Source organism: Variovorax sp. WDL1 (genome assembly GCF_001541225.1).
Taxonomy (GTDB): domain Bacteria; phylum Pseudomonadota; class Gammaproteobacteria; order Burkholderiales; family Burkholderiaceae_C; genus Variovorax.
This window is the reverse complement of the sequence record NZ_LMTS01000336.1, coordinates 46,099-65,241: the sequence shown is the minus strand read 5'-3', so window position 1 is coordinate 65,241 and position 19,143 is coordinate 46,099. Positions and strand designations below refer to the sequence as shown.

The window sequence follows — 19,143 nt, the reverse complement described above, 5'->3', positions numbered from 1 at the left end:
CACGACCGCCTTCAATCCATGCACCACCTCTTCTATAGCGCTTGCCCCGTCGTGCGCCGCACCACCGAGACCTTTGTCGAACGCCTGCTGGTCGGCGGGGAGCGCCAAACCTTTCACTTCGAGCGCGAGATCGTCTGGCTGCAAGAGTCGGAGGCGATGGTGCGGTTCGTCCATGGGGGCAAAGAGATCAAGCACGGCTCGACGCACACGGACTTCTATGGGTACCTCTCGGCGGCGGAACATCTTGTCGACGAGGCCGCGCGCACGGCGCAGGCGTTCAGCGTCACGACGGAGAGCTCCCTCGCGATCGAGGTCGTGGCCAGAGTGCATCAACGCCCTGTGACCGAGCCAGAGGAGGCGAGGAAGTACAACGCCACAAAGCCTGCAAACTACAAGTCGCGCTGGGGTGAAGTCCCGGACGATTGGCGCAAGGACGTCCTGGTCGATGGTGAGGCGCTCAGCCGGTCGTTCGCTCGGGTCGAGTTGGCCGAGGAGCTGGTGTGGACATCGAAGCAAACGGCGCAAGCGAACCAGGGATTGCTGGCCGTGTTCCAGGCCCGCTGGGCAGTGCGCACTGCTGCATCTGAGCCAGTCGACGTCCTTTGAGCTGAAGCGGCTTGCAGGGCAACCACAAAACTGCGAGATCGCGCGACATTATTCATTCGTCTTGATCTGAGCCTCGCTCGATATCTTGAATCGGCACAAACCGGTTCGAGATGACACAGCCCGCCACCCTTCAAGTCCCTTCGGCTTCCCCTATCGAAGCGCGCATCGCCGCGATCGAGAAATTCCACCCGTTGGCCGCGGCTGCTATGAGGGTGATCGACGGCCTGATGGACAGTGGTTCGCCTACCGTCATGGGCTGGAGCTCGGGGAAGGACTCTTCGGTGCTGGTGAGCCTGGTGCTGACCGTCGCGGTCGAGCGCACGAAGGCTGCCCTGCCAGTGCCGCAGATGCTGGTCGTGCACACAGACACCGGCGTTGAGTCCCCAGCGGTGCGCTTGCTGGCCGACGGCGAGCTCGCCAAGATGAGTGCGTTCGCCTCGGCCCATGGGCTTCCCCTGGCGATCCGTGTTGGCAAGCCAAGCCTTTATACGTCGTGGCCAGTGCGAGTGATCGGCGGCCGAGCTTTGCCCTCATTCCCAGCAGGGAGCGCAGACTGCTCAAAGGACTGGAAGGTAGACACTGGCAACCGCTTGATGGACGAAGTGTTTGCGGAGCTGCGCAAGGACAAGACGGCACCGCAACCGGTGGTCATGACAGGTGTGCGCCTGGACGAGTCGGCGACACGCGAGGCGAACATCCGCGCGCGCGGGGAAAGCGCCTCGGAGATCTGGACGAACGCGAAGGGCCGCCTTGGACTGAGTCCGATCATCCATTGGGATGCAGATTCCGTCTTCGAATTTTTGGGCTATGCCTCTGCCGGCCTGATCGAAAGCTACTCGGATTTCTCCGAAACCCTGCAGTTCTACCGCGACGCCGGCGGTAGCTCGTGTGCTGTCGTTGGGGACATGCGCATGGCGGAGAGCGCTTCCAAGCAGAAAAGCGGCTGCGGTGCTCGCTCTGGTTGCTGGACGTGTGTCCGTGTGGGCAAGGACCAGAGCGCCGAGCAGATGATTGAGTCGGATCCCGAGCGGTACGGGTTCATGCGACCTCTGAACCGGCTTCGCAACTTCATCGCCAATACACAGTACGACTGGGACTCGCGCAACTACCTCGGCAGGACAATCGACGCAGATGGCAATGTCGCGGTCGGCGCCGACGTCTACAGCCCCACCATGCTCGAGCGCCTTCTTCGTTATACGCTCACTGCGCAGGTAAGGGAACAGGCTGCCGCTCGTCAGGCCGGCATCGCCCCGCGGTTCACGATCATGGGCTTCCGCGAGCTCGTCGCGATCGATGCCCAGTGGAGCATGTACGGCATCCACAAGCCCTTCCACGCCCTCAAGATCTTCTTCGAGGTGATGGACGGCAAGCTCAGCGATCCGCCCATTACCGGCCCGCTGCCGCGCACGCCCGTGCCCAGGTACGGGAAGATCCACGTGGGCCGGGCCTGGGAGGATGATCGTCGCACGGGAGATCCGAAGCGAGACCGCATGCTCTCCAGCGGCATCCGCTCGCACGCCCACGAAATGTTCAATGACTCCTGTGGTTTTGAGACGAAGCAGCTGACCAGCGGCGAGTTCACGACGGCTTGGGACACCGAAGACGCTTTCGACGTCGATGAGGACGGCGCTGCGGACTTCGTCGTGCTCATGGCAGACGAATACATTGAGCGGTACCACAACGACGAGACGGATCGCACCCAGGCCCTGAGCACCTACCTCAGCATGGGGATCGTCTCGCCGGCGCACGCGAGCATCGGGCGTTGGCACGCCATCGCCCAGCGCACCCAGTGGATGCAGCGGCAAGGCCTGGTCGGCGAGGTGCAGCGCGAGCGTCTGCTTGAGATGATGGAGGAGCAACGCCGCGAGGGACTGTCGACGCCCGAGCTTGTCGCGCCTCCGGCGGAGCCTTCGCAGGCTGCGCTGTTCGATGAGGATGAGTTGGTGGATTTGGGCGGTGTTGACGTGTTCTACGGCGACGAGCTCGAGCAGGACGAAGATGAGGACGCGCGCGCGCCTGCGCCGATGGGCTGATCGGCCGCAGTATGAGATTTTCGAGGTCCTGACCTTACGAATTGCACGTCGATCCTGTACCTTGATTCCGAAACGAATCGGATCCAGCGCACATGACCGCCGCCACCAACTACAGAACACGCAAGCTCTTCCAGATCCGCATCCACCGCCCTGGCCACACTTTCGGGGTGCAGGTCGGTCATAAGTGCCGCCTTCTACCGCGCGCCTCGGCTGCACGCGTCGCCCGACGCTTGCGTGAGGCCGGACATTGCGTCACGATCGATCCCATACTCGTCAAGCTCACACGGGAGCAGGTCTTCTATCTTGCCAAGCGGTACCCGCTGGCGATGTGAGCGCGGCGATGGCAGGGCAATCCACGCAGCAGCGCCTGCACCAATGGTTCACGCCCGCTTGGGCCGCCGAGGGCATCGTCGAAGAGGCCTTCGGATGGCTCCAGGCCGGCGATCGCGTTGCCGAGCCCTCGTGCGGCGATGGTGCGTTCCTGTGTGCCTTGCCGGGCTCGCTGGATGTCGTCGGAGTGGAGATCGACCCTGTTCAGGCCGAGCGCGCGCGCCGCGCTTCCGGGCGCCATGTGATCGTGGGCGATTTCCTCGAAGTTCCGGTGGAGGATCTGGGCCGCGTGCAGGCTGTCATCGGAAACCCGCCCTTCCAGTCGGACACGGTGGCCGCCTTCCTGCGCAAGTCGCACGAGATCCTGGAGGAGGGCGGTCAGGCCGGTTTCATCCTGCCTGCGTACATCCTCCAGACGAGCAGCAGCGTGGAGCGGCTCCATGCGCTCTTCAGTATCAAGCAGGCAATGATCCCGCGTAACCTGTTTCCGGGCCTCTCCCTTCCCCTGTGCTTCGCGACCTTCACGAAGGAACGCCAGCGCCGGCTACACGGTTTCATGCTGTATCGGGAAGCCCAGGAGATCGCAGCGATCGAAAGGCGCTGGCGCCTGGAAGTGGCCTCCGGCCGGGACAGCCGCGGCGTCTGGTTCCCGGTCGTGCGCGAGATCTTCCGGACGCTCGGCGGCTCGGCCGGGCTCGAGCAGATCTACAGCTCGATCCAAGCGGTGCGCCCGACATCGAACCCCCACTGGCGCGCGAAGGTGCGCCAGGTCGTCCAGCGCCATGCAAGCGCCTTCGAGCGCACGGCACCAGGTCAGTATCAATTACGAGAAGCCGTCGCCGCTTAAGCGACAGGAACCCCCCAATGAGCAGAGCAATTCAATCCCAGAAGCGGCTTCAGGCCGAGGTCGAGGCCTTCAACGCGCGCGTGCCCCTCGGCACCGACGTCGACTATTTCGAGTATGAGGGCGCGCCGCTTGTGCGCTACAAGACCCGAACCGAGGCACAGATCCTCAGCGGCCACACGGCGGTGGTCTGGCTGGCGGGCAAGTCCGGGTGCGTCTGCACAAGCCACTGCATCCCTGTAAAGACCGAGCCGAGCGCGGAGGCATCGCAATGAGGCTGTTTGCGGGCCTTTCGACCCCTTCCAGGCCAGCCTTGAAACCCCCGATACTGTCGGGCATGGAGCAGAAGCCCTCACACGATCAGAGCACGCCCAGCTGGCGTGCGGACGCCCTCGCGGCCGTCTCACACCTGGACGGCGGTGATCCTCCACCGGGTGTCGCCGCCGCGCTCAGGGCGTTGGCCACCGCGCTCGCCGCACCTTACGACCTGACCACGCCCGCGTGGCCGGCGCTCACCGAAAACGCCCAGGTGCACGGCACCGTCTTCGAGCCTGGCACATCGACGAGGGCTGTCGTGGAAGAAGCGGTGCGGTACTACGAGTTCGAGCGGCAGCCACCGCGTGTGGCGAGCCGCGCGAGCGTTCTGGATCGGTTTGGCGCGCAGGTCGGCGCGCTGACGAGTTCAAAGCCCGAAGGCGGGGACTAATTTTTCACCGCGCGCCCTAGCGAAAATTCGAGCCGCCCCTGTATCGTGGAGGGAAAATGATGTCCGCGATGCACTCCATCTACAAACGTAAGACTTTCTCATTCGCGGCGAAGCTCGCGAGTGCCGCGCTGCTGACGCTTGCTTCCCAGTTCGCTGGCGCGTGGAGCATCGGCGCCGCCGCCGAGCAGGCCGTCTCGAGTGCTGTTGCAAAACATGCGCGCGCCGCGCTCCAGGACAGGACCGGCGCACCCGTGGCGCTGCCCGCAGGCCGTGGCTTTGACTCCTGTGCTGACCTGTTCCCACAGAAGGCGCCCCTGAGCGTCGTCTCCGTGAGCGCCGATTGGAAGCCGGTCGCGCTCTGCTCGAATCACTTCGCTGTCCTTTACTCGGGTCTGAGCAAGACACCACTGGTCACGTTCGAGCGGCTGACCCGTGCGCAGCTGAGCGACGCCCGGGACGAGCAGCGCACCGAGCAGTTCTTCGCCGATCCGCGCCTGCCGCGCGGCGCGCGCGCTGAGCTCGAGGACTACCGAGGCAGTGGCCAAGACCGCGGCCACCTGGCTGCTGCAGGCAACCAACCGGATGCGGAATCGATGGCGCAGTCCTTCGCGCTGTCGAACATGATCCCCCAGGACCCGACCAACAATCGGAAGATCTGGTCGAAGATCGAGAGCGACGTACGCAAGTTCGCGCGCCGAGCACGAGGCGACGTCTTCGTCTTCTCGGGCCCGCTGTTCAACGGTCCGCGCCAGACGATCGGCTCCGGCCGCGTATGGGTGCCGTCGCACATATTCAAGCTCGTCTACGACGAGGCGTCTGGCCGCTCGTGGGCCTACATCCTTCCGAACACGGCAGACGCTCGCATCGAGGCGCCGATGGACTACCAGTCGTTCGTGAAGACGACAGGCTGGAACCTGCTGAGCGCAGTGCACGCGGTGAACCAATGAGCGAAGCCCATAACTGCCACTGGCTTGGCTGCCAGCGCCACGTCCCCCCGAAGCTCTGGGGCTGCGCACCGCACTGGTTCACGTTGCCCAAGGACATTCGCGACCGGATCTGGGCAGCGTATGTCCCGGGCCAGGAATTGACGAAGGCGCCCAGTGATGCCTACCTTGCCGTAGCTCGCGAGGCGCACGAGTTCGCACGCAGCCACGTCCCCGCGAAGCGGCCGTCGCCGGCCTCTCACCAAGCCCCATTGTTCTGAGCCAGCACGTGACCTGCGCGACCCACATTGCACCCGGGGACTGGTGCCTGTACCTCCTGGAATGCCGTGGCGGCGTGATGTACGCCGGGATCACCAACAAGCTGGCAGAGCGCTTCGCAGCGCACCAAGCCGGCAAGGGCGCGAAGTTCACCCGGGCGAACCCGCCGGTGCGCATCCTTGGTGCCAGGCAGTACGCCGATCGATCTGAGGCTTCCAAGGCCGAATACGCCATCAAGAAGCTGCCGCGAGGGCGCAAGCTGGCCTTCCTGGCCAATGCTTGAAGACATGACAAACCCCCAGTTGAAGCGACTCGCAAGCAGCCGTCCCGCCGCTGCGCTACCCCAACGAGCAACTGCATCGAGGTGGCCCGTCTGGGGCAGCGCCGCGGCGGTGGTGCTGGTCGTCGCTGCAGGCACTGTCGTCTACCTGGCGAACCAGAGGGGCGAGGAGATCGCCAGAGAACGGACCGCGCGTGCCGAGCAGGCGGCGGCCGGCAAGCTCGTCCAGGCGTTTGTGAATGCGAGGAGCGTCCTCGTGATGAAGGATGGCTCGCGCCGGCAGCTGGTGGGCGCGACGGCCACTCTGCTATCCACGAAGCCGCTGCCTGGTGAGAAGTTGACCTGGCTTGCACTAGGTCGTGCTGCAAGCGGCGCCTACTTCGGCCAGCGCTTTGGTGCGAACGAGAAGGGCGATGTGCGGCCGGTGACCGATGCGCAGGAGGTCTCGGCAGAGGTCGCCCTCGGCGAGCTGCGCTCACAGATATCGGCGAGCGGCGCTAAAGCCGATGCTGCCCAGGCGTTTCTCCAGGCCGCAACTTCGGGAAGGGCCGTGGCGCTGGGTCGATAGGCGGCATGCCACCTTTGCTTTGAACGACCTGTTCGTTCGCTGATGCGGCAGAACCGAAGCCTCGGTTAACCTTGGCATGGCCGAAGACCAATCCAATCTGCCTTCAAACGAACGCAATCTCATAAGGGAACGGGTCCTATGCAGCCAACTTGCCTGCCATTCTCAACCCCGAAGTCAACGCTACGCCGACGGCATGTCGTATTCGGGATTCTGGGAGGAGGCGTAGGGTTCGCAGGGTCTTGGGCGGCTCTGAATGAGAAGAGTCCGTCTCGCCGCACGATTCTTGTCCTTGGCGTTGGAGGAGAAGGCAACAGACGCGTGGAAGACATGGCCTCACGCGGGATGGATGGGGTGAGCTTCGCGGGCATTCACACGAGCCGGGAAGGGTATGAGGCTCGGCGAATACCCCGGAGCCTACTGATCGATGGAAGGGGGAATGCGAACAGATCCTTCAAAGCACGTCGACTCGCAGATAGCAACGCTGGGGGGATCAAGAGCCTGATTGAGGGCTTCGACATTGTTGGCATTGTGTCGGCGATGGCTGATGGCGACGGGCCAGGCATAGCTCCTGTGGTTGGTCGAGTTGCCAGCCGGGCCGGGGTCTACGCGATTGCGGCGGTCACCTTGCCTGAACCATGGCAAACAGATCAGCAGTTTCGGCTCGCGAATTTTCATGTGCAGACCCTTTCAATGCAGGTTAACCAGCTAGTGGCTGTCGATCAGGTCCGACTATTCGACGAAGACGGCTTTGAGAATCCGACCATGAAGCAGTTCTTCGCGCATGGCAATGCATTGTTGACGGACGCGCTCCTTTCTGCACTTCAGGCGGCGCCCACTTCTTCGCGGCGGGACCTCCTGAGACCGATTGGTTTCACGTCCAAGACCCATGCTCTGGAGGATGCAGAGGACTTTGAAAGGAGATATTGGGACAAGGTTCGTGGTAGGCCGCAATCGGGCGCCGGGGCTTAGCTGCCCGCTTTCATGCATCCAAAGATTTCGCTTCATGCAGAGCGACTGAGGCTGGGGCGTGGTTTGGCCTGAATCGCTGCTACCCTTTGCCCATTTCACTGCTCACCCAAAGGATCGACCGTGCCAGATCGAGATCGGATGGAATTCGCGAACGCGCTTTATGGCGACCCTGACGTAGAACGCATGTTGAGGCTGGCAGGAACAAGCAACCCGCTTCGGATCTGCTTCCCCAAAGAGATTCAGATCTCGAACATGCTGGCATGGTTGCTTGACCCATCGCAAGCCCACGGACTGGGTGATCATGCAATCAAGTCCATTCTCACGCGTGCAGGTCAATGTGAAGAGGCGGAAAGCCTGCCAGCGAACGATCGACGCTTCCTCGCGGCCTCCAGCATCCACAGTCAAGGGTTTTCGTCGATGGTGGTGGCAACAGAGGTCGATGTGGGGATGAAAGACGTCAAAGACCGCCTCGACGTGCTCATCGTGGATGCGGTAGCGAACTTCTACATTGCAATCGAAAACAAGTTTGGCGCCAAGCAATCGGATGGGCAGCTGAAGAAGTACCGCAAAGGGCTGGAGAAGCTCTTCCCCGATTTCCGGGGTGTGCACATTTTCCTGGATAGCTATGAAGCTACGGTTGACGACTCGCTTTGGTTGCCGATAGGGTACGACTGGCTTTCGGAATTTCTCAGACAGTGTGAGCAACGTGATTCGGTCTCCGATAGCGTAAGGCTCACGTTGACGCAGTTTCGAGCAGTGGTCGAAGAGGAAGATGAAGAATCTGCAGCCAGCACTCCTCTCGGAAAGCTTGTCTTGCAAGTGGCTACCACGCACGGTGACGCGGTGCTCGCGATGAAGTCGCTCGTTGACTCCCGCTTCCGATCCACGCGTGCAAAGGAACTATCGAGTCTTCTGAACGATGGGGTTGCCTCTATAGAAGGGAAAGCAAACCTTCGACTCTTTAGCCTCTTCTGTAAGCGCCCGCTTATCTGGGCCAACTGCTTCCGGCAGGTTGCTTTCGCGCCGTTCGTCTCGAGGATGAGGGATCTGTTTCCTGATGTTCTGATTCAGCCCTGGCGTGTTCGGACTGCATTCAGCTTGAATGCCTTCGAGCAATTTATCGACAAGCAAGGGAAGGATGATGATTGGAATTGGACGGCGGGGGTATGGGTGAGAGCTGTTGAAGAGAAATTTCGTGTGCAAACCTTCCTCAACCTCACGGACGTTAAGGCCGAAAAGAAGGCAGCTCTGTTGACGTTCGCGAACGCCGAGCGAAAGAAGAACGGCATTCGAAAGTCAAATGACGGTGCCGAGTCGTTGGTCCTGAAGCTCGTTAGCGGCTTGTCACAGGGCGAGGCCGTCGCAGAAGCAGTCGATCAGTTGGAGGCCCTAAGAACAGGGCTGGATGTATAGAGAGTCCCAATCGTCATGGACGGCGCATCTTGGTGCGGTTCACCTTGCTTTTTGCGGGTCGATGAACCGCGCGTGTGCGGCGCTGCGGCGGACCCATGAGCCAATGCGCGGTCTGCTCGGGGTCGAATGTCTTTATGCTGAATGAGTGCCCTGGACGCTTGTAGCTGACGGCCATGCCGAGAGGGACCCTTCGCTGCCGGACGTACTCGCCGGCGACCAGAATCTCGGTCAGGTCCAATCCAGCGCGGATTGCAATGTATGTCGGGGGGTCCTGGTTCAGGAAGTCCCGGGCGGTGGTCTCGCACAGATAGTCGAGAAACGCTGTTTGCTGAAAGAACTCCTCGAATCCGGGGGGCATGCTTTCGTTGTGGCAGGCGACAATGATCGCCATGCCTTCTCTCTCGAGGAAGACGATGGATTCGAATCGCGCTGTCGGTTCGCCCTTTCGTTCAATCTGAACGTCGGCGGTCCAAAAATCGCCCTTGGCGCCCGAAGAGTTGCGCAAGGTGAGGTTTCGCACGGTGACGGCCGAGGGAAAAATTGGGTGATGCATGTGGGTTCCCTGAGTTAAAGAAGCGGTGATCTCGCAAGTACATACACGGCAAGGACGATCCCCACTACAAAGGCGACGATCGTCCACAGATACGCATCAGTGATGCGATCACCCAGGTTGTCGAGGTCTGCGCGAAAGAAGCCCATGACAGAGCGCCGAAAGCCCAGCGAAAGCGCCAGACCGATGGCTGCGGCGACGGCCATGTGCCGGGCCTGGGCGGGGCGGTTGAAGCCAGCGAGGGAGAAGGTCCATAGCCAGCCCGCAGCGATGAGCAGGAGTTCCGTGCGTGATTTGATGCTTCCGAGGGTCATGACTACTTCAACCGGTGCACTGTCGACGTGACTGCCTGCGGGCGTTTTCGGACGCGCAGGGCGGGTTCGGCGCTTGGGGGCGTTCCTTCCTTCGTCTTGCGTGGCTTGATCGGATGGAAGGTAATTTTTTCGCCCCCGGGAATGAGGTCGATCTGGCCTGTGCGAGGGTTGTGACGCCGCCGCGCGGCGTACTCTGTGCGCTTGAAGGTCCCGATGCCCTGGATCCAGCATTCGCCGTTCACCATGGCGCTGCTGACGACACGATTCATGAGGTTGAAGAAGAAGGACACGCCGAACTCGGGCGAGATGTTCAGCAGCTCAGCCTCCTTGCGGACGACGGCGTTGGCGCTGTAGCGGGTGCGCCGCTTGTTCGGCTTGGATGGCTGTTGTGAGGGGGCGGGAGTCATTATTGGAGGTGGTCCTCGTAGAGTGAGGATGCCAGCTGGTGGGCGAGCTTGACCGTGCCGGTGGCGCCTTCGCGCTGCTTGGCCACGATCACTTCGGTGATCCCGGGCTCGGGGGTCTCGGGGTTGTAGGCCTCGTCGCGATACAGGAACATGATCACGTCCGCGTCCTGTTCGATCTGACCCGATTCCTTCAGGTCGGACATCATGGGCCGCTTGTTCGCGCGCTGCTCCACCGTCCGGCTCAGCTGTGCGAGGGCGACAACGGGGCACTTCAGCTCGCGAGCGAGCTGCTTGAGGCCCTTGGACGCATCGCCCACGACCACGCGAGCATCGGCACCCGGCTTGGCTGCTGCGCCGGCGGCAATGAGCTGCAGGTAGTCGACGCCGATGATCAGCTTCTTGCCCGCGTTCTGCGCGGCAAAGAGGCGCGAGCGCGTGCGGATCTCGGCAAGTGACAGGCCAGGCGACTCATCGATGTAGATGTGCTGGTTGCCGAGCTTCTGCGCAGCCTCGTAGATCGATTCGAGCCGATCGGGCAACTGCTCGGAGCTGTTGAAGACCGAACCAGGAACGCGTCCTGCACGCGAGATCATCCGCTTGGCCATGGAGGTTCCGCGCATCTCCATCGAGTAGAGGAGGGCAGCGCGACCCGCTTCGGCCGCGGCGAGCATGAAGTTCACCTCCATGGCGGTCTTGCCCATCGAAGGCCGCGCGGCGAGCACGATCAGGTCCTCATCGACCATGCCGTGGCCTCCGAGCAGCCTGTCCAGGCTCGGGAATCCGGTCGTAACGCCCGAATCGACCTCCTGACCCTGGAGTCGCTGCTCGATCTGCTCGAGCAACACCGAGATAAAGCCGACTACGTGCTCCGGGCCGGTGCGCGACGACTTGGCCGAGGTACGGGCGTTACCGGCGGCGTCTTCGAGCATGGTGGTCAGCGCTTCCACCGAGGTCTGCCCAAGGGCGGCCTTCTCCACGACGAGCTTGGCTGACGCAAGCACCGTGCGCGTCACGCTCAGCTCCTTGATCCGGGTCGCTGCCGCCTGGATGGCCTCCACGCTGGCCGTCAGATAGGTGGGGTTCGTCGCGAGATTGATGAGGTAGTCCTCGCCGCCCGTGAACACATTGTGCGTGCGCGAGGCGTCTACCAGCGCCGCCAGGTCGCGCGCCTGGCCCGACTGGCCCAGCTGCTGCCAGAGGCGGAACAGGTTGATGTGGATCTCTTCGCCGAAGTCCTGGGCATTCAGGGTCGCCGCGATCTGGCCTGACAGGTCCTCGCGGCCGTCTTGCATGAGCGAACACAGCACCGTGCGCTCGCTGATCTGCGAGACAAGGGGCTCGATCGAGGGCGGTGCCGCTACTGCTTCGATCGGGGCCTCTGCTGGGGGCTGCTGCTGTTGCGTACGTGGGAAGCCAAAAGGTGCAGTTGTAGCGGTCATGGAAGGATTTCGTACTAAACATTCCGAAACCGAAACCTTTAGATTCCAGTTTTCTTGAAACTGCACTTACGGATCGCGGTTCGTGTTGATATTCTGGAGACAAGAAGCAACAAACGTCAATGCAAGTACAAAAAGATTTTCCAAAACCTCCTTGCGCGACTACCATCGCGGACGAAAAAACATGATCAACACACGCACACATTCCGCGCTCGATATCCGCTGGTTTACCGAATGCGCGTGGTTTCACTCGCCGGACGCGGCTGTGGTGCGCGCAGGGGTTCTCTTGCTCGAGGCGGCGTTCCGTTCGACCCGGCCGGCGACGATTTCGGGTGACCCGCTGATCCTCTCTCGTTTGAGCGGTTTGAGCGCAAATGTTTGGGCCGAGAACGGCGCAAGCTTGCTCGAGGGGTTCGAGCAGGTTGAAGGTGGTGCGTGGCGCCACGCCAAGATGGCTGAGCTGTTCGATGCCGTCAACGAGCGCTTCGGGGCACAGATCAAGGAACTCGTCGCGTCGTCCGCGCTTGCGAGCCTGGCCGTGGAAGAGTTCCCCCTCGTCGGAGAGGTGAAGCCTGCCGGGCGCAGCAAGGGAAAGCGAGCGCTCCCGAAGGACTACCAGTTCAACGAAGGACTGTTGGCAAAGGCGGAGGAGGCCGGCTTCATCACCGAGGAGCACAAGGCATGGCTGCTGCAGAAGTTCAAGGACTTCGCGACATCGAGCACGCGCCTCTACTCGAACTGGGACGCCACGGCCCGCAACTTCTTCACCAGTTCCATCACGCAGCGAGACTTCTCGTCCAACTTCGGTTACTGGCCCCGTGACAGCAAGACCCGACTCATGCCCGCCCTGGGCGCGTCGTCTGGTCCAGTGCGCTCCGGACCCCAGTCCTTTGAGTCCGCCGCCCTGAAAGGCAGCAAATCCTCGGTCGACCGGGTGCTTGCGAAGCGCTTCGGCTCTAAAAGCGACGTCCAGGACGCAGATGTCAAGCCGGCGGCTGGCGCTTCTGCGGGTGGATTCGCCCCGGGTGGCTTTGGATTCGGCTTCGCCCGCCATCGCGGCGCAGCACCGGGAGCCGCGGCATGAGGACGCAGGACGAGAACGTGAACATGAGCGCGCAGGAAGAGATCGCAAGCGTCCTCGAGACCGCCGTGCAAGCCTGCGCCGCGTGCCGGCACGAGCTCAACGACCTCGAGGTCACCGCCTGGCTGGCAGCGATCGAGTCGTTCGGCCCGGACGCAACCACCAAGTTCCTTCTGAACTGGGTGTCAACGAACAGCCGCAAGGCGCCCACGGTCTCGGATCTGCGCAAGGCGCTTGACCCTACGTTCGTGGAGGAAGAGTCCGCGTTGGAGCGCTTGTACCTCCTGGTGTGCCGTGTGGGCCCGTACGTGGCGCCCAAGCTGGAGGCGACGGGCCCGGTGCTCAATCGTGCCATCGAGAACATGGGCGGCTGGGCTCGGATCAACGAAATCATGCCGGACCGTGGGGATCGGTTCGCCTGGAGCGCGTTCGCGGAGCGGTTTACGACGGCTTTTGGTACGGCACGCACCCAGGAATTCCAGGATTCGCTCCTGCCGCCCGACCGGCGCCCGGCCCTGCCTTTGCCCAAGGGGTTGCACGAGATCGGGATGAGGGCACCACGGGCCGAGGCCGACCTGCTCCTGGTAGACGCAGGCGGCGCGCCGCGAGGTTGAGCAATGGATGCCAGGACGCTGAACCCATTGGGCTCCGATGCCCTCGCACTTGCCGACGTGATAGCGCCGGAGATGACCGGCGCGCTCACGACCATCGCCGAATGGGCGGGCATCGTCGTCGCGGCTTTGTCGTTGTGCCTGCTGGGCGCGGTCATCTGGGCGGTCCAACTGGACTTCGAGGTCGTCGCAGTCACCCCCGGAGGCGCGCTGGTGCCATTGGATCAGCTCGACAGGAAGAACGAACAAGCTCTCCGCGCCCGGCTAGCGGCGAATGCTCCGAGCGGGCAGGCGAGCCCCGACGCTGCCGCGCGCCCGGTGCCCGCACTCAACAACCAGGCCGCGAAGGCGACGCAGAGCAACCCAACCCCCCGCAGGCGGGAAAAAGAATGAGCGCAGTGTTGAACAAGGCCAATGCGGCCAAGAAGGCGGTGGTCGTTGCTGGCGGGGCAGGAGGCAAGCCGGGCGGTGCTGCCGCCCAGGTGAGCAAGCTCACGCGTCTGGTCGTCTGGCTCTCCCTCGCGGTGGTTGCGCTGCTGGTGGCGCTGATCATCGCGTTCGTATTCCTGACCCGCACGCACCGCGAGGTGATTGCTGCGACGCCGGACGGTCGCCTGATTCCGATCGTCCCGCTGGACAAGCCCTACGTCAGCGACGCACGCGTGCTCGGCTATGTGGACGAATGCGCCCGTATGGTCTTCAGCCACGACTTCCTGCACTGGCGCACCACGCTTCAGGGCTCGAAGACCTGCTTTACCGAAAGGGGCGGCGATGCTGTCGAAGAGGCACTCGCTCCCTGGGTAAAGGACATCGTCGAGCGTGAGTTGACGATGTCCGTGAGCCTGTCGGACACACCCGTGATCGCAAAGCGCGGTGAGTTCGATGGGAAGTTTGCCTGGCGCGTCCAGGCTCCGATCTCACTGTTTCGTCGGGGGACGAAGGTGAGCGATATGCCACGACCGTTCATCTTGAATGTGGTCGTGCGGCGCGTGGGGCTCGACCAGAACCCGCGCGGCATCGCAATCGACAGCCTGCAGCTGGTTCCGGATTCGTCTAGGAACTAGCGGCAGGCGCCATCCCCCCATTTCCATTCTTTTGCAGACAACGAGGCGAAAAATCACATGAGCGCGAACCAACCCCAGCTGAACGTCGACCACGAATCGATCGGTATGTCCTTTGCAACAGCCGAGATGGACGCATTGGAAACAAGCCACCCCGAGTGGTATGCGACGTACAACGACGTGCTGCCCGACTTCCTGGCCAGCCGCGCCGAGCTCGCCGAGCTGTGGGCGACCGCGCCCACGCCATTCGCCAACGCCCTGATCTACGGAAAGATCTCCATGCGTTTGGAGATCGCAGCGCACACCGGCATTCCATTCGTTTGAATCACGCCACGCGACTCGGGCGCGAATCGCGTTTACAAGGCGAGTTTGCAGGACAATATTGCTATGAACGAAAAAACCGACGCGGCGAAGCGTTCGAGGACGGAGACCGCACTTGGCGTGAGTAGCATGCGCCCGGCAGCTGGGGCCTTCCTGATCGCCATGCTTGGGTGCGCCTCCCTAGGCGCGACGGCACAAGGCGTGTCTCGCGTCTCGAACCCGGCTGCCACGGGCGCCCCGGTGTCGAACCACCAGCCCCAAGGTCCCTCGGCAGCGAGCCCATCCGCCCAGAACGGGCCCGCGTCGCTCCAAGGACCAGGTGCACTTCCTTCTCCGGCCACGGCGCCTGCCCAGTCCGCATCGGCGGCCATGCCGACGCCTTACGTGGCGACGACGCAGGCCGTGCTGGACAAGATCGCGCCGCTGACGCCAAAGGAGATCGTGAACCTGCGCAAGCAGATCGATGAGCGCAAGGATGCCTTCACGGAGAACATCACCGGCCGCCCGCCGGCGCGGCCGACGAGCACCCAAACGACGGTTGACCTGTCGCCGGGTGGAACTCCTCCGGTGCTTCGTCTGGCTCCGCGTCAAGGCGCGACGATCATGTTCGTCGATGCCGCCGGCCGCCCTTGGCCTGTGGAGGCCGCGGACAACTTCAACGATGGCGGCTATGCGGTTTCGCAGATGGCCGAGCACGTGTTCTCGGTCGGGATGAAGCAAGCCCAGATCGGCAACATCGCGTTCAAGCTCAAGGACATCGCGCGTCCGGTCACTGTGACCGTGATGCCCGCCCAGGACGCCACGGACTACAACCTGGACCTGGTCGTTCCCAAGTTCGTGGGCGGTGTCCCGCCGACGGCCATGGCGAGCGCTGCGCCTGCGCCGACCCACATGGCCGACGAGTTGATGGCCTACCTGTATCGCACGCCACCGCGTGAGGCCCGTCGCCTGACGGTGGCCGGCAGCGGCACAGACGAGATCATGGCCTGGCAGATCTCTCCCAACAGTATGGCGGTGCGCACTTCGGCACAGGTCCTTTCCCCTGCGTGGATGCGCCGGCAGGGCTCATCCGACGGCGTCTTTGTCTACCAGCTCCCAATCACCCCGGTGGTCGTGATCTCGCAAGGCGGTGAACTGCGCAACGTGGCCCTTGGCGGCATCAGCGTCGAGCCGACAGGATCGAACGCCACGTCAGTATCGAGTGCCATCCTCTCGAGCGCGCGGAACCAGGGATTCACCAAGTGACGGCACAGACGCAGATGAGCAACGATAGCCAAGGCAACGACGCCGAACTCGAGTTCGCCGATGTGGAGCATGCAGAGAATGCGACGATCGGAGGGCCTGCTGCTGAGAGCGGGAGCGGAAAGCGCCTGGACCCCGGCGCGAAGCGCGTCATGAAGTGGGTGGGTGGCGCATTCGCAGTCGCCCTCGTCGCTGTGGTTGGCCTGGTTGTCATGGCCAGCGGCAAGAAGGAGATGAAGGCCAACGTCGACCTGCCCGCCCGGACGACCTCGGGGGCGCAGACCGACGTGGTGCAGACCGACTACGAGCGCGGGCGCCTGGCCGAGCTGCAGGAGCAGAAGGCGGCGAAGAGCCGGCAGGAGGGCGGGGTGTATGTCCCGCCCCCCGCTGGCGCGCCGGTCGCCAACGCGGGCGGACCGCAAACCTTGGGCGGTCCTGGCGCGAGCTCGTACCAGACCTACGTCACCCCGCCACAGGTTGCCATTCAGCCGGGTTCCTACCAGGATCCTGTGCGCCAGCAGGCCATTCAGGAGGGCCTGAATCGCCAGCTCGCGCAGCTTCTGGTGGATGCCCCAACCGGCGCCGCAATCGCTCACGTTGCTGCTTACCAGGACCCGAAGGCGAACGGAGCGGGCCAGCAGGGAGTGGCTGGCCAAGGGCAGGGCGTGGGCGCCACGAACATCGCGACCGAGGATATCGGTCTCCCAGGCCCCCTGACCATTCATGCTGCGCGCACCACGTCGCCGATCGATACCGAGAAGTCCCCGTACGTCTCGGCGGAGGTCATCGGTGGCAAGTTCGCCGGTGCGTTCCTGAAGGGAACGGCCGTGCTGAATCAGGGTGAAGGCCTCCAGGTGACCTTCACCGACATCCGCTTCAACGGGAAGGTCGCCAAGATCAACGCTGTCGCGCTGGACGAACAGACCTCGGCCGATGCCCTCAATGGCAGCATCGATCGACACATTCTGTCGCGCTACGTGCTCCCGATCACCTTTGCCACGGTGAGTGGTGCGGCAGGTGCGATCGCGCAGCGCAGCTCTTCGGTCGTGACGAATGGGCTCTCGACGTCGGTAGTTCTGCCTGAGGCAACTGACAAGCAGGCTGCAGCGGCCGGCCTGTCATCGGCCACGCAGGTCGGTCAGCAACTGGTTCAGTCTTTGTCGCAGCAGAAGAACACGGTGAAGCTGCCTGCGAACACCACGATCGGCGTGCTGTTCAACACCGTGCAGGCGGCGTCCTCTACGACGGTAAGCGCCCAGCAGCAGCAAGTTCAGGTGCAGCCGGAACAGCAGCATCGCCAGCACCAAGGCGGATACCAGCAAGCCCAACCGGCTGTTCCGTTCAATCTTGCGACGGGCATGAACTACGGGACGTTCGCCCCGAGCGTGGCGCCTATCAATCAAATGCAGGTGCGCTAACTGATGAGCAGTTTCGAAAAAGAGGGTACCGGTGCGCAGGGCAACGACGATGCGCTCGATGATCTCTGGGGCGCGGAGGGTGGTTCCGAGGCTTCGGTCCTTCATGGCCCCGATGAGCCCGCGTTCGACAACAGCGAAGCGCGGGACACCCTGAGCGAGTCGCTCGAGGATCCCGTGGACGCAATTCCCCGCGATCCAGGCAGCGAACCTGAGCCTGCGCCCAAGAAGAACTCCAGCCTGCCGTTCTATGGCGCGGTCGGAGCGTTCGTGTTCGTCGCCGCCGGCCTGGTCGCGTACAAGACGGGTCTCGTCGGGGGCTCGCCGCGGAAGCCGATCGAGCCAGCCATTGCGTTGGCGATCGATAGCACTTCGGCAGAGGACAAGGCAAAGAAACCCGACGGCATGCTCGACGCAGCCAGCGCCAGCAAGCTGACCACCTCGGATCTGTTCGGAGAGAGCGGTTCGAAGGCGGCGCCTGCGTTCGATGCCGAAGCTGATCTTCTGGCGGACAAAGGTCCTGCGCCTGTCGCTGCTCCGACCGCTCCTCCTGTCGAGGTTGCGCAGCCCGCCACGAAGGCGCCCGAGGTAGCTCCGGAAGTGGTGGCGCAGGCCCCAGCAACGACACCAGCCCCCGCTCCCGCCGCGATCGCGCCGCCTCTTCAGAGGGTGAAAGAAGTTCCGAAGGGCGCCCCCGTTGTCTCCCTGCCGGTGGAAGTTGCGAAGGCGACTCCGAAGGCCGACGCGACGACGGCCTTCGGTGCAAACAAAACAGAAACCCCCAAGCCGGCCAAACCCGTTCGCGTTGCCGCCGCACCGAAGGTGTCGACGCCGGCAAAGGCCTCGGCTCCGCGTGTCTTGGCGCACAAATCCGTGCACGTCGACGGGCTTTCCGATTCCCGCAAGCCTCCCAAGGCGAGCGGCCAACGTCGTCGCGCCCTCGAGAAGGATTCGACGCCCGAGTCGAAGGAAGTACTGGCTGGTTGGAAGCTGCGCGGCACCTGGCCGAGTCACGGCCCGAGCCAGCTCGCCTGGGTTGCCGACGAGCAAGGCCGCCTGACGACGGTGTCCGTTGGCGCAAAGGTGGCGGGTGCTCGCGTGCTGGCTATCGGCAAACGCGGTGAGTTGGTCCAGACCTCTGCCGGCCTGATTCTTCCCTGAGGTACTGACCCATGCCAGATTTCGCAGGTTTTCTGAATGAGTTCGCAGCGCTCGGCAAGGCATTCGTGCCCCTCGTCTACTGGGCTGCGCTGCTGATTGGCTTCTTCTTCGCGGGCTCGGCCTTGCACAAGATCGCCAAGATGGGTCACGACCATGCCGGCGGCCAGCAGCCGACGTGGGCGGGCGTTGGTGGAAATCTGCTCGTGACCATCGGCGCCACGATGCTCTCGGCCTGGGTGGAGTCCCTCACGAGGGACTTCGGTGGCCTGGGCGAGGGTGTGGCGTCGCAGATGGCCTACATGCGCGACGGTAGCTCTGGTTCCCTGAAGCCGCTATGGAACGCGATCTACGCCTGGCTCTTCCTGCTGGGGGTGTGCGCGATCTTCCGGGCATTCCTGCTTTTCAATCGTGCTGCGCAAGGCCAAGCCCAGGAGGGCGATGGGTTCTGGCGTGGGTTCTGGCACATCCTCGGGGGAGCCATATTGGTCAACATCGCTACGCATTAACACTGCCACCTTTTTTTTTGCGCGCTTCCGATTCGCGTCAATTACACGCCACGGAAGTGTTACCTGGCTATTCCTCACTTGTCAACC

The 19,143-nt window shown here is 63.1% G+C and carries 24 protein-coding genes; 20 read left to right on the top strand and 4 right to left on the bottom strand.

Features of this window, described 5'->3' with window-relative positions:
• The first annotated feature begins 51 nt into the window (after positions 1 to 51).
• From APY03_RS38160 to APY03_RS38105, 11 genes are all read left to right on the top strand, one after another.
• On the top strand, positions 52 to 606 hold the full coding sequence (locus tag APY03_RS38160) for a hypothetical protein (protein ID WP_146039583.1): 555 nt from the start codon (positions 52 to 54) through the stop codon (positions 604 to 606).
• Positions 607 to 887: 281 nt separating this feature from the next.
• Positions 888 to 2,639: a hypothetical protein gene (locus tag APY03_RS38155; RefSeq protein WP_232081430.1), complete on the top strand. Its 1,752-nt coding sequence runs from the start codon at positions 888 to 890 to the stop codon at positions 2,637 to 2,639.
• 92 nt (positions 2,640 to 2,731) lie between these two features.
• Complete coding sequence (locus tag APY03_RS38150) at positions 2,732 to 2,971, top strand: hypothetical protein (protein ID WP_068685798.1); 240 nt, start codon at positions 2,732 to 2,734, stop codon at positions 2,969 to 2,971.
• Between the two features lie 8 nt (positions 2,972 to 2,979).
• Positions 2,980 to 3,816, top strand: a complete 837-nt coding sequence (locus tag APY03_RS38145; protein ID WP_068685796.1) for a methyltransferase domain-containing protein — start codon at positions 2,980 to 2,982, stop codon at positions 3,814 to 3,816.
• Positions 3,817 to 3,833: 17 nt separating this feature from the next.
• A complete protein-coding gene (locus tag APY03_RS38140; protein WP_068685795.1) occupies positions 3,834 to 4,088 on the top strand; it encodes a hypothetical protein in 255 nt (84 codons plus the stop codon).
• Between the two features lie 62 nt (positions 4,089 to 4,150).
• The gene (locus tag APY03_RS38135; protein WP_068685793.1) at positions 4,151 to 4,519 is read left to right on the top strand and encodes a hypothetical protein; all 369 of its coding nucleotides are present in this window, start codon (positions 4,151 to 4,153) and stop codon (positions 4,517 to 4,519) included.
• A 59-nt stretch (positions 4,520 to 4,578) separates the two neighbouring features.
• Positions 4,579 to 5,466 carry a DNA/RNA non-specific endonuclease gene (locus APY03_RS38130; RefSeq protein WP_232324565.1) on the top strand — a complete coding sequence of 296 codons (888 nt, stop codon included), beginning with the start codon at positions 4,579 to 4,581 and terminating at the stop codon, positions 5,464 to 5,466.
• A 265-nt stretch (positions 5,467 to 5,731) separates the two neighbouring features.
• Positions 5,732 to 6,004 carry a GIY-YIG nuclease family protein gene (locus APY03_RS38120; protein ID WP_232324564.1) on the top strand — a complete coding sequence of 91 codons (273 nt, stop codon included), beginning with the start codon at positions 5,732 to 5,734 and terminating at the stop codon, positions 6,002 to 6,004.
• A 109-nt stretch (positions 6,005 to 6,113) separates the two neighbouring features.
• Complete coding sequence (locus tag APY03_RS38115; RefSeq protein ID WP_068685789.1) at positions 6,114 to 6,569, top strand: hypothetical protein; 456 nt, start codon at positions 6,114 to 6,116, stop codon at positions 6,567 to 6,569.
• A 318-nt stretch (positions 6,570 to 6,887) separates the two neighbouring features.
• A complete protein-coding gene (locus APY03_RS38110) occupies positions 6,888 to 7,538 on the top strand; it encodes a hypothetical protein (protein ID WP_068685787.1) in 651 nt (216 codons plus the stop codon).
• Between the two features lie 138 nt (positions 7,539 to 7,676).
• Positions 7,677 to 8,951, top strand: a complete 1,275-nt coding sequence (locus tag APY03_RS38105; protein WP_083944899.1) for a PDDEXK-like family protein — start codon at positions 7,677 to 7,679, stop codon at positions 8,949 to 8,951.
• Positions 8,952 to 8,964: 13 nt separating this feature from the next.
• Here the strand turns inward: APY03_RS38105 and APY03_RS38100 are convergent, their stop codons facing one another.
• From APY03_RS38100 to APY03_RS38085, 4 genes are read right to left on the bottom strand one after another with little or no spacing between them, the layout of a single operon-like run.
• Entirely contained in the window at positions 8,965 to 9,504 is a 540-nt protein-coding gene (locus APY03_RS38100; RefSeq protein WP_068685783.1) for a hypothetical protein, read from the bottom strand.
• Between the two features lie 14 nt (positions 9,505 to 9,518).
• A complete protein-coding gene (locus APY03_RS38095) occupies positions 9,519 to 9,815 on the bottom strand; it encodes a hypothetical protein (protein WP_068685781.1) in 297 nt (98 codons plus the stop codon).
• Between the two features lie 2 nt (positions 9,816 to 9,817).
• Positions 9,818 to 10,222, bottom strand: coding sequence for an HU family DNA-binding protein (locus APY03_RS38090; protein WP_068685779.1), 405 nt, complete (start codon positions 10,220 to 10,222; stop codon positions 9,818 to 9,820).
• Positions 10,222 to 11,661, bottom strand: coding sequence for a DnaB-like helicase C-terminal domain-containing protein (locus APY03_RS38085; RefSeq protein ID WP_083944897.1), 1,440 nt, complete (start codon positions 11,659 to 11,661; stop codon positions 10,222 to 10,224). The genes APY03_RS38090 and APY03_RS38085 overlap by 1 nt, the downstream gene beginning before the upstream one ends.
• 181 nt (positions 11,662 to 11,842) lie before the next feature.
• Between APY03_RS38085 and APY03_RS38080 the strand changes: the two genes are divergently transcribed.
• From APY03_RS38080 to APY03_RS38035, 9 genes are all read left to right on the top strand, one after another.
• Entirely contained in the window at positions 11,843 to 12,742 is a 900-nt protein-coding gene (locus tag APY03_RS38080; RefSeq protein WP_068685776.1) for a hypothetical protein, read from the top strand.
• Positions 12,739 to 13,353 (top strand): hypothetical protein, encoded by a 615-nt coding sequence (locus APY03_RS38075; RefSeq protein WP_068685774.1) that lies wholly within the window; start codon positions 12,739 to 12,741, stop codon positions 13,351 to 13,353. The genes APY03_RS38080 and APY03_RS38075 overlap by 4 nt, the downstream gene beginning before the upstream one ends.
• A 3-nt stretch (positions 13,354 to 13,356) precedes the next feature.
• Positions 13,357 to 13,743 carry a hypothetical protein gene (locus APY03_RS43040; protein WP_068685772.1) on the top strand — a complete coding sequence of 129 codons (387 nt, stop codon included), beginning with the start codon at positions 13,357 to 13,359 and terminating at the stop codon, positions 13,741 to 13,743.
• Positions 13,744 to 13,751: 8 nt separating this feature from the next.
• The gene (locus tag APY03_RS38065) at positions 13,752 to 14,414 is read left to right on the top strand and encodes a DotI/IcmL family type IV secretion protein (protein ID WP_068685770.1); all 663 of its coding nucleotides are present in this window, start codon (positions 13,752 to 13,754) and stop codon (positions 14,412 to 14,414) included.
• A gap of 57 nt (positions 14,415 to 14,471) precedes the next feature.
• Positions 14,472 to 14,735: a hypothetical protein gene (locus tag APY03_RS38060; RefSeq protein WP_068685765.1), complete on the top strand. Its 264-nt coding sequence runs from the start codon at positions 14,472 to 14,474 to the stop codon at positions 14,733 to 14,735.
• Positions 14,736 to 15,101: 366 nt separating this feature from the next.
• A complete protein-coding gene (locus tag APY03_RS38050; protein ID WP_068685760.1) occupies positions 15,102 to 15,977 on the top strand; it encodes a DotH/IcmK family type IV secretion protein in 876 nt (291 codons plus the stop codon).
• Positions 15,974 to 17,392: a DotG/IcmE/VirB10 family protein gene (locus tag APY03_RS38045; RefSeq protein ID WP_102906941.1), complete on the top strand. Its 1,419-nt coding sequence runs from the start codon at positions 15,974 to 15,976 to the stop codon at positions 17,390 to 17,392. The genes APY03_RS38050 and APY03_RS38045 overlap by 4 nt, the downstream gene beginning before the upstream one ends.
• A 3-nt stretch (positions 17,393 to 17,395) precedes the next feature.
• The gene (locus APY03_RS38040; protein ID WP_068685751.1) at positions 17,396 to 18,550 is read left to right on the top strand and encodes a hypothetical protein; all 1,155 of its coding nucleotides are present in this window, start codon (positions 17,396 to 17,398) and stop codon (positions 18,548 to 18,550) included.
• A gap of 11 nt (positions 18,551 to 18,561) precedes the next feature.
• Entirely contained in the window at positions 18,562 to 19,056 is a 495-nt protein-coding gene (locus APY03_RS38035; RefSeq protein WP_068685750.1) for a hypothetical protein, read from the top strand.
• Positions 19,057 to 19,143: the final 87 nt, after the last annotated feature.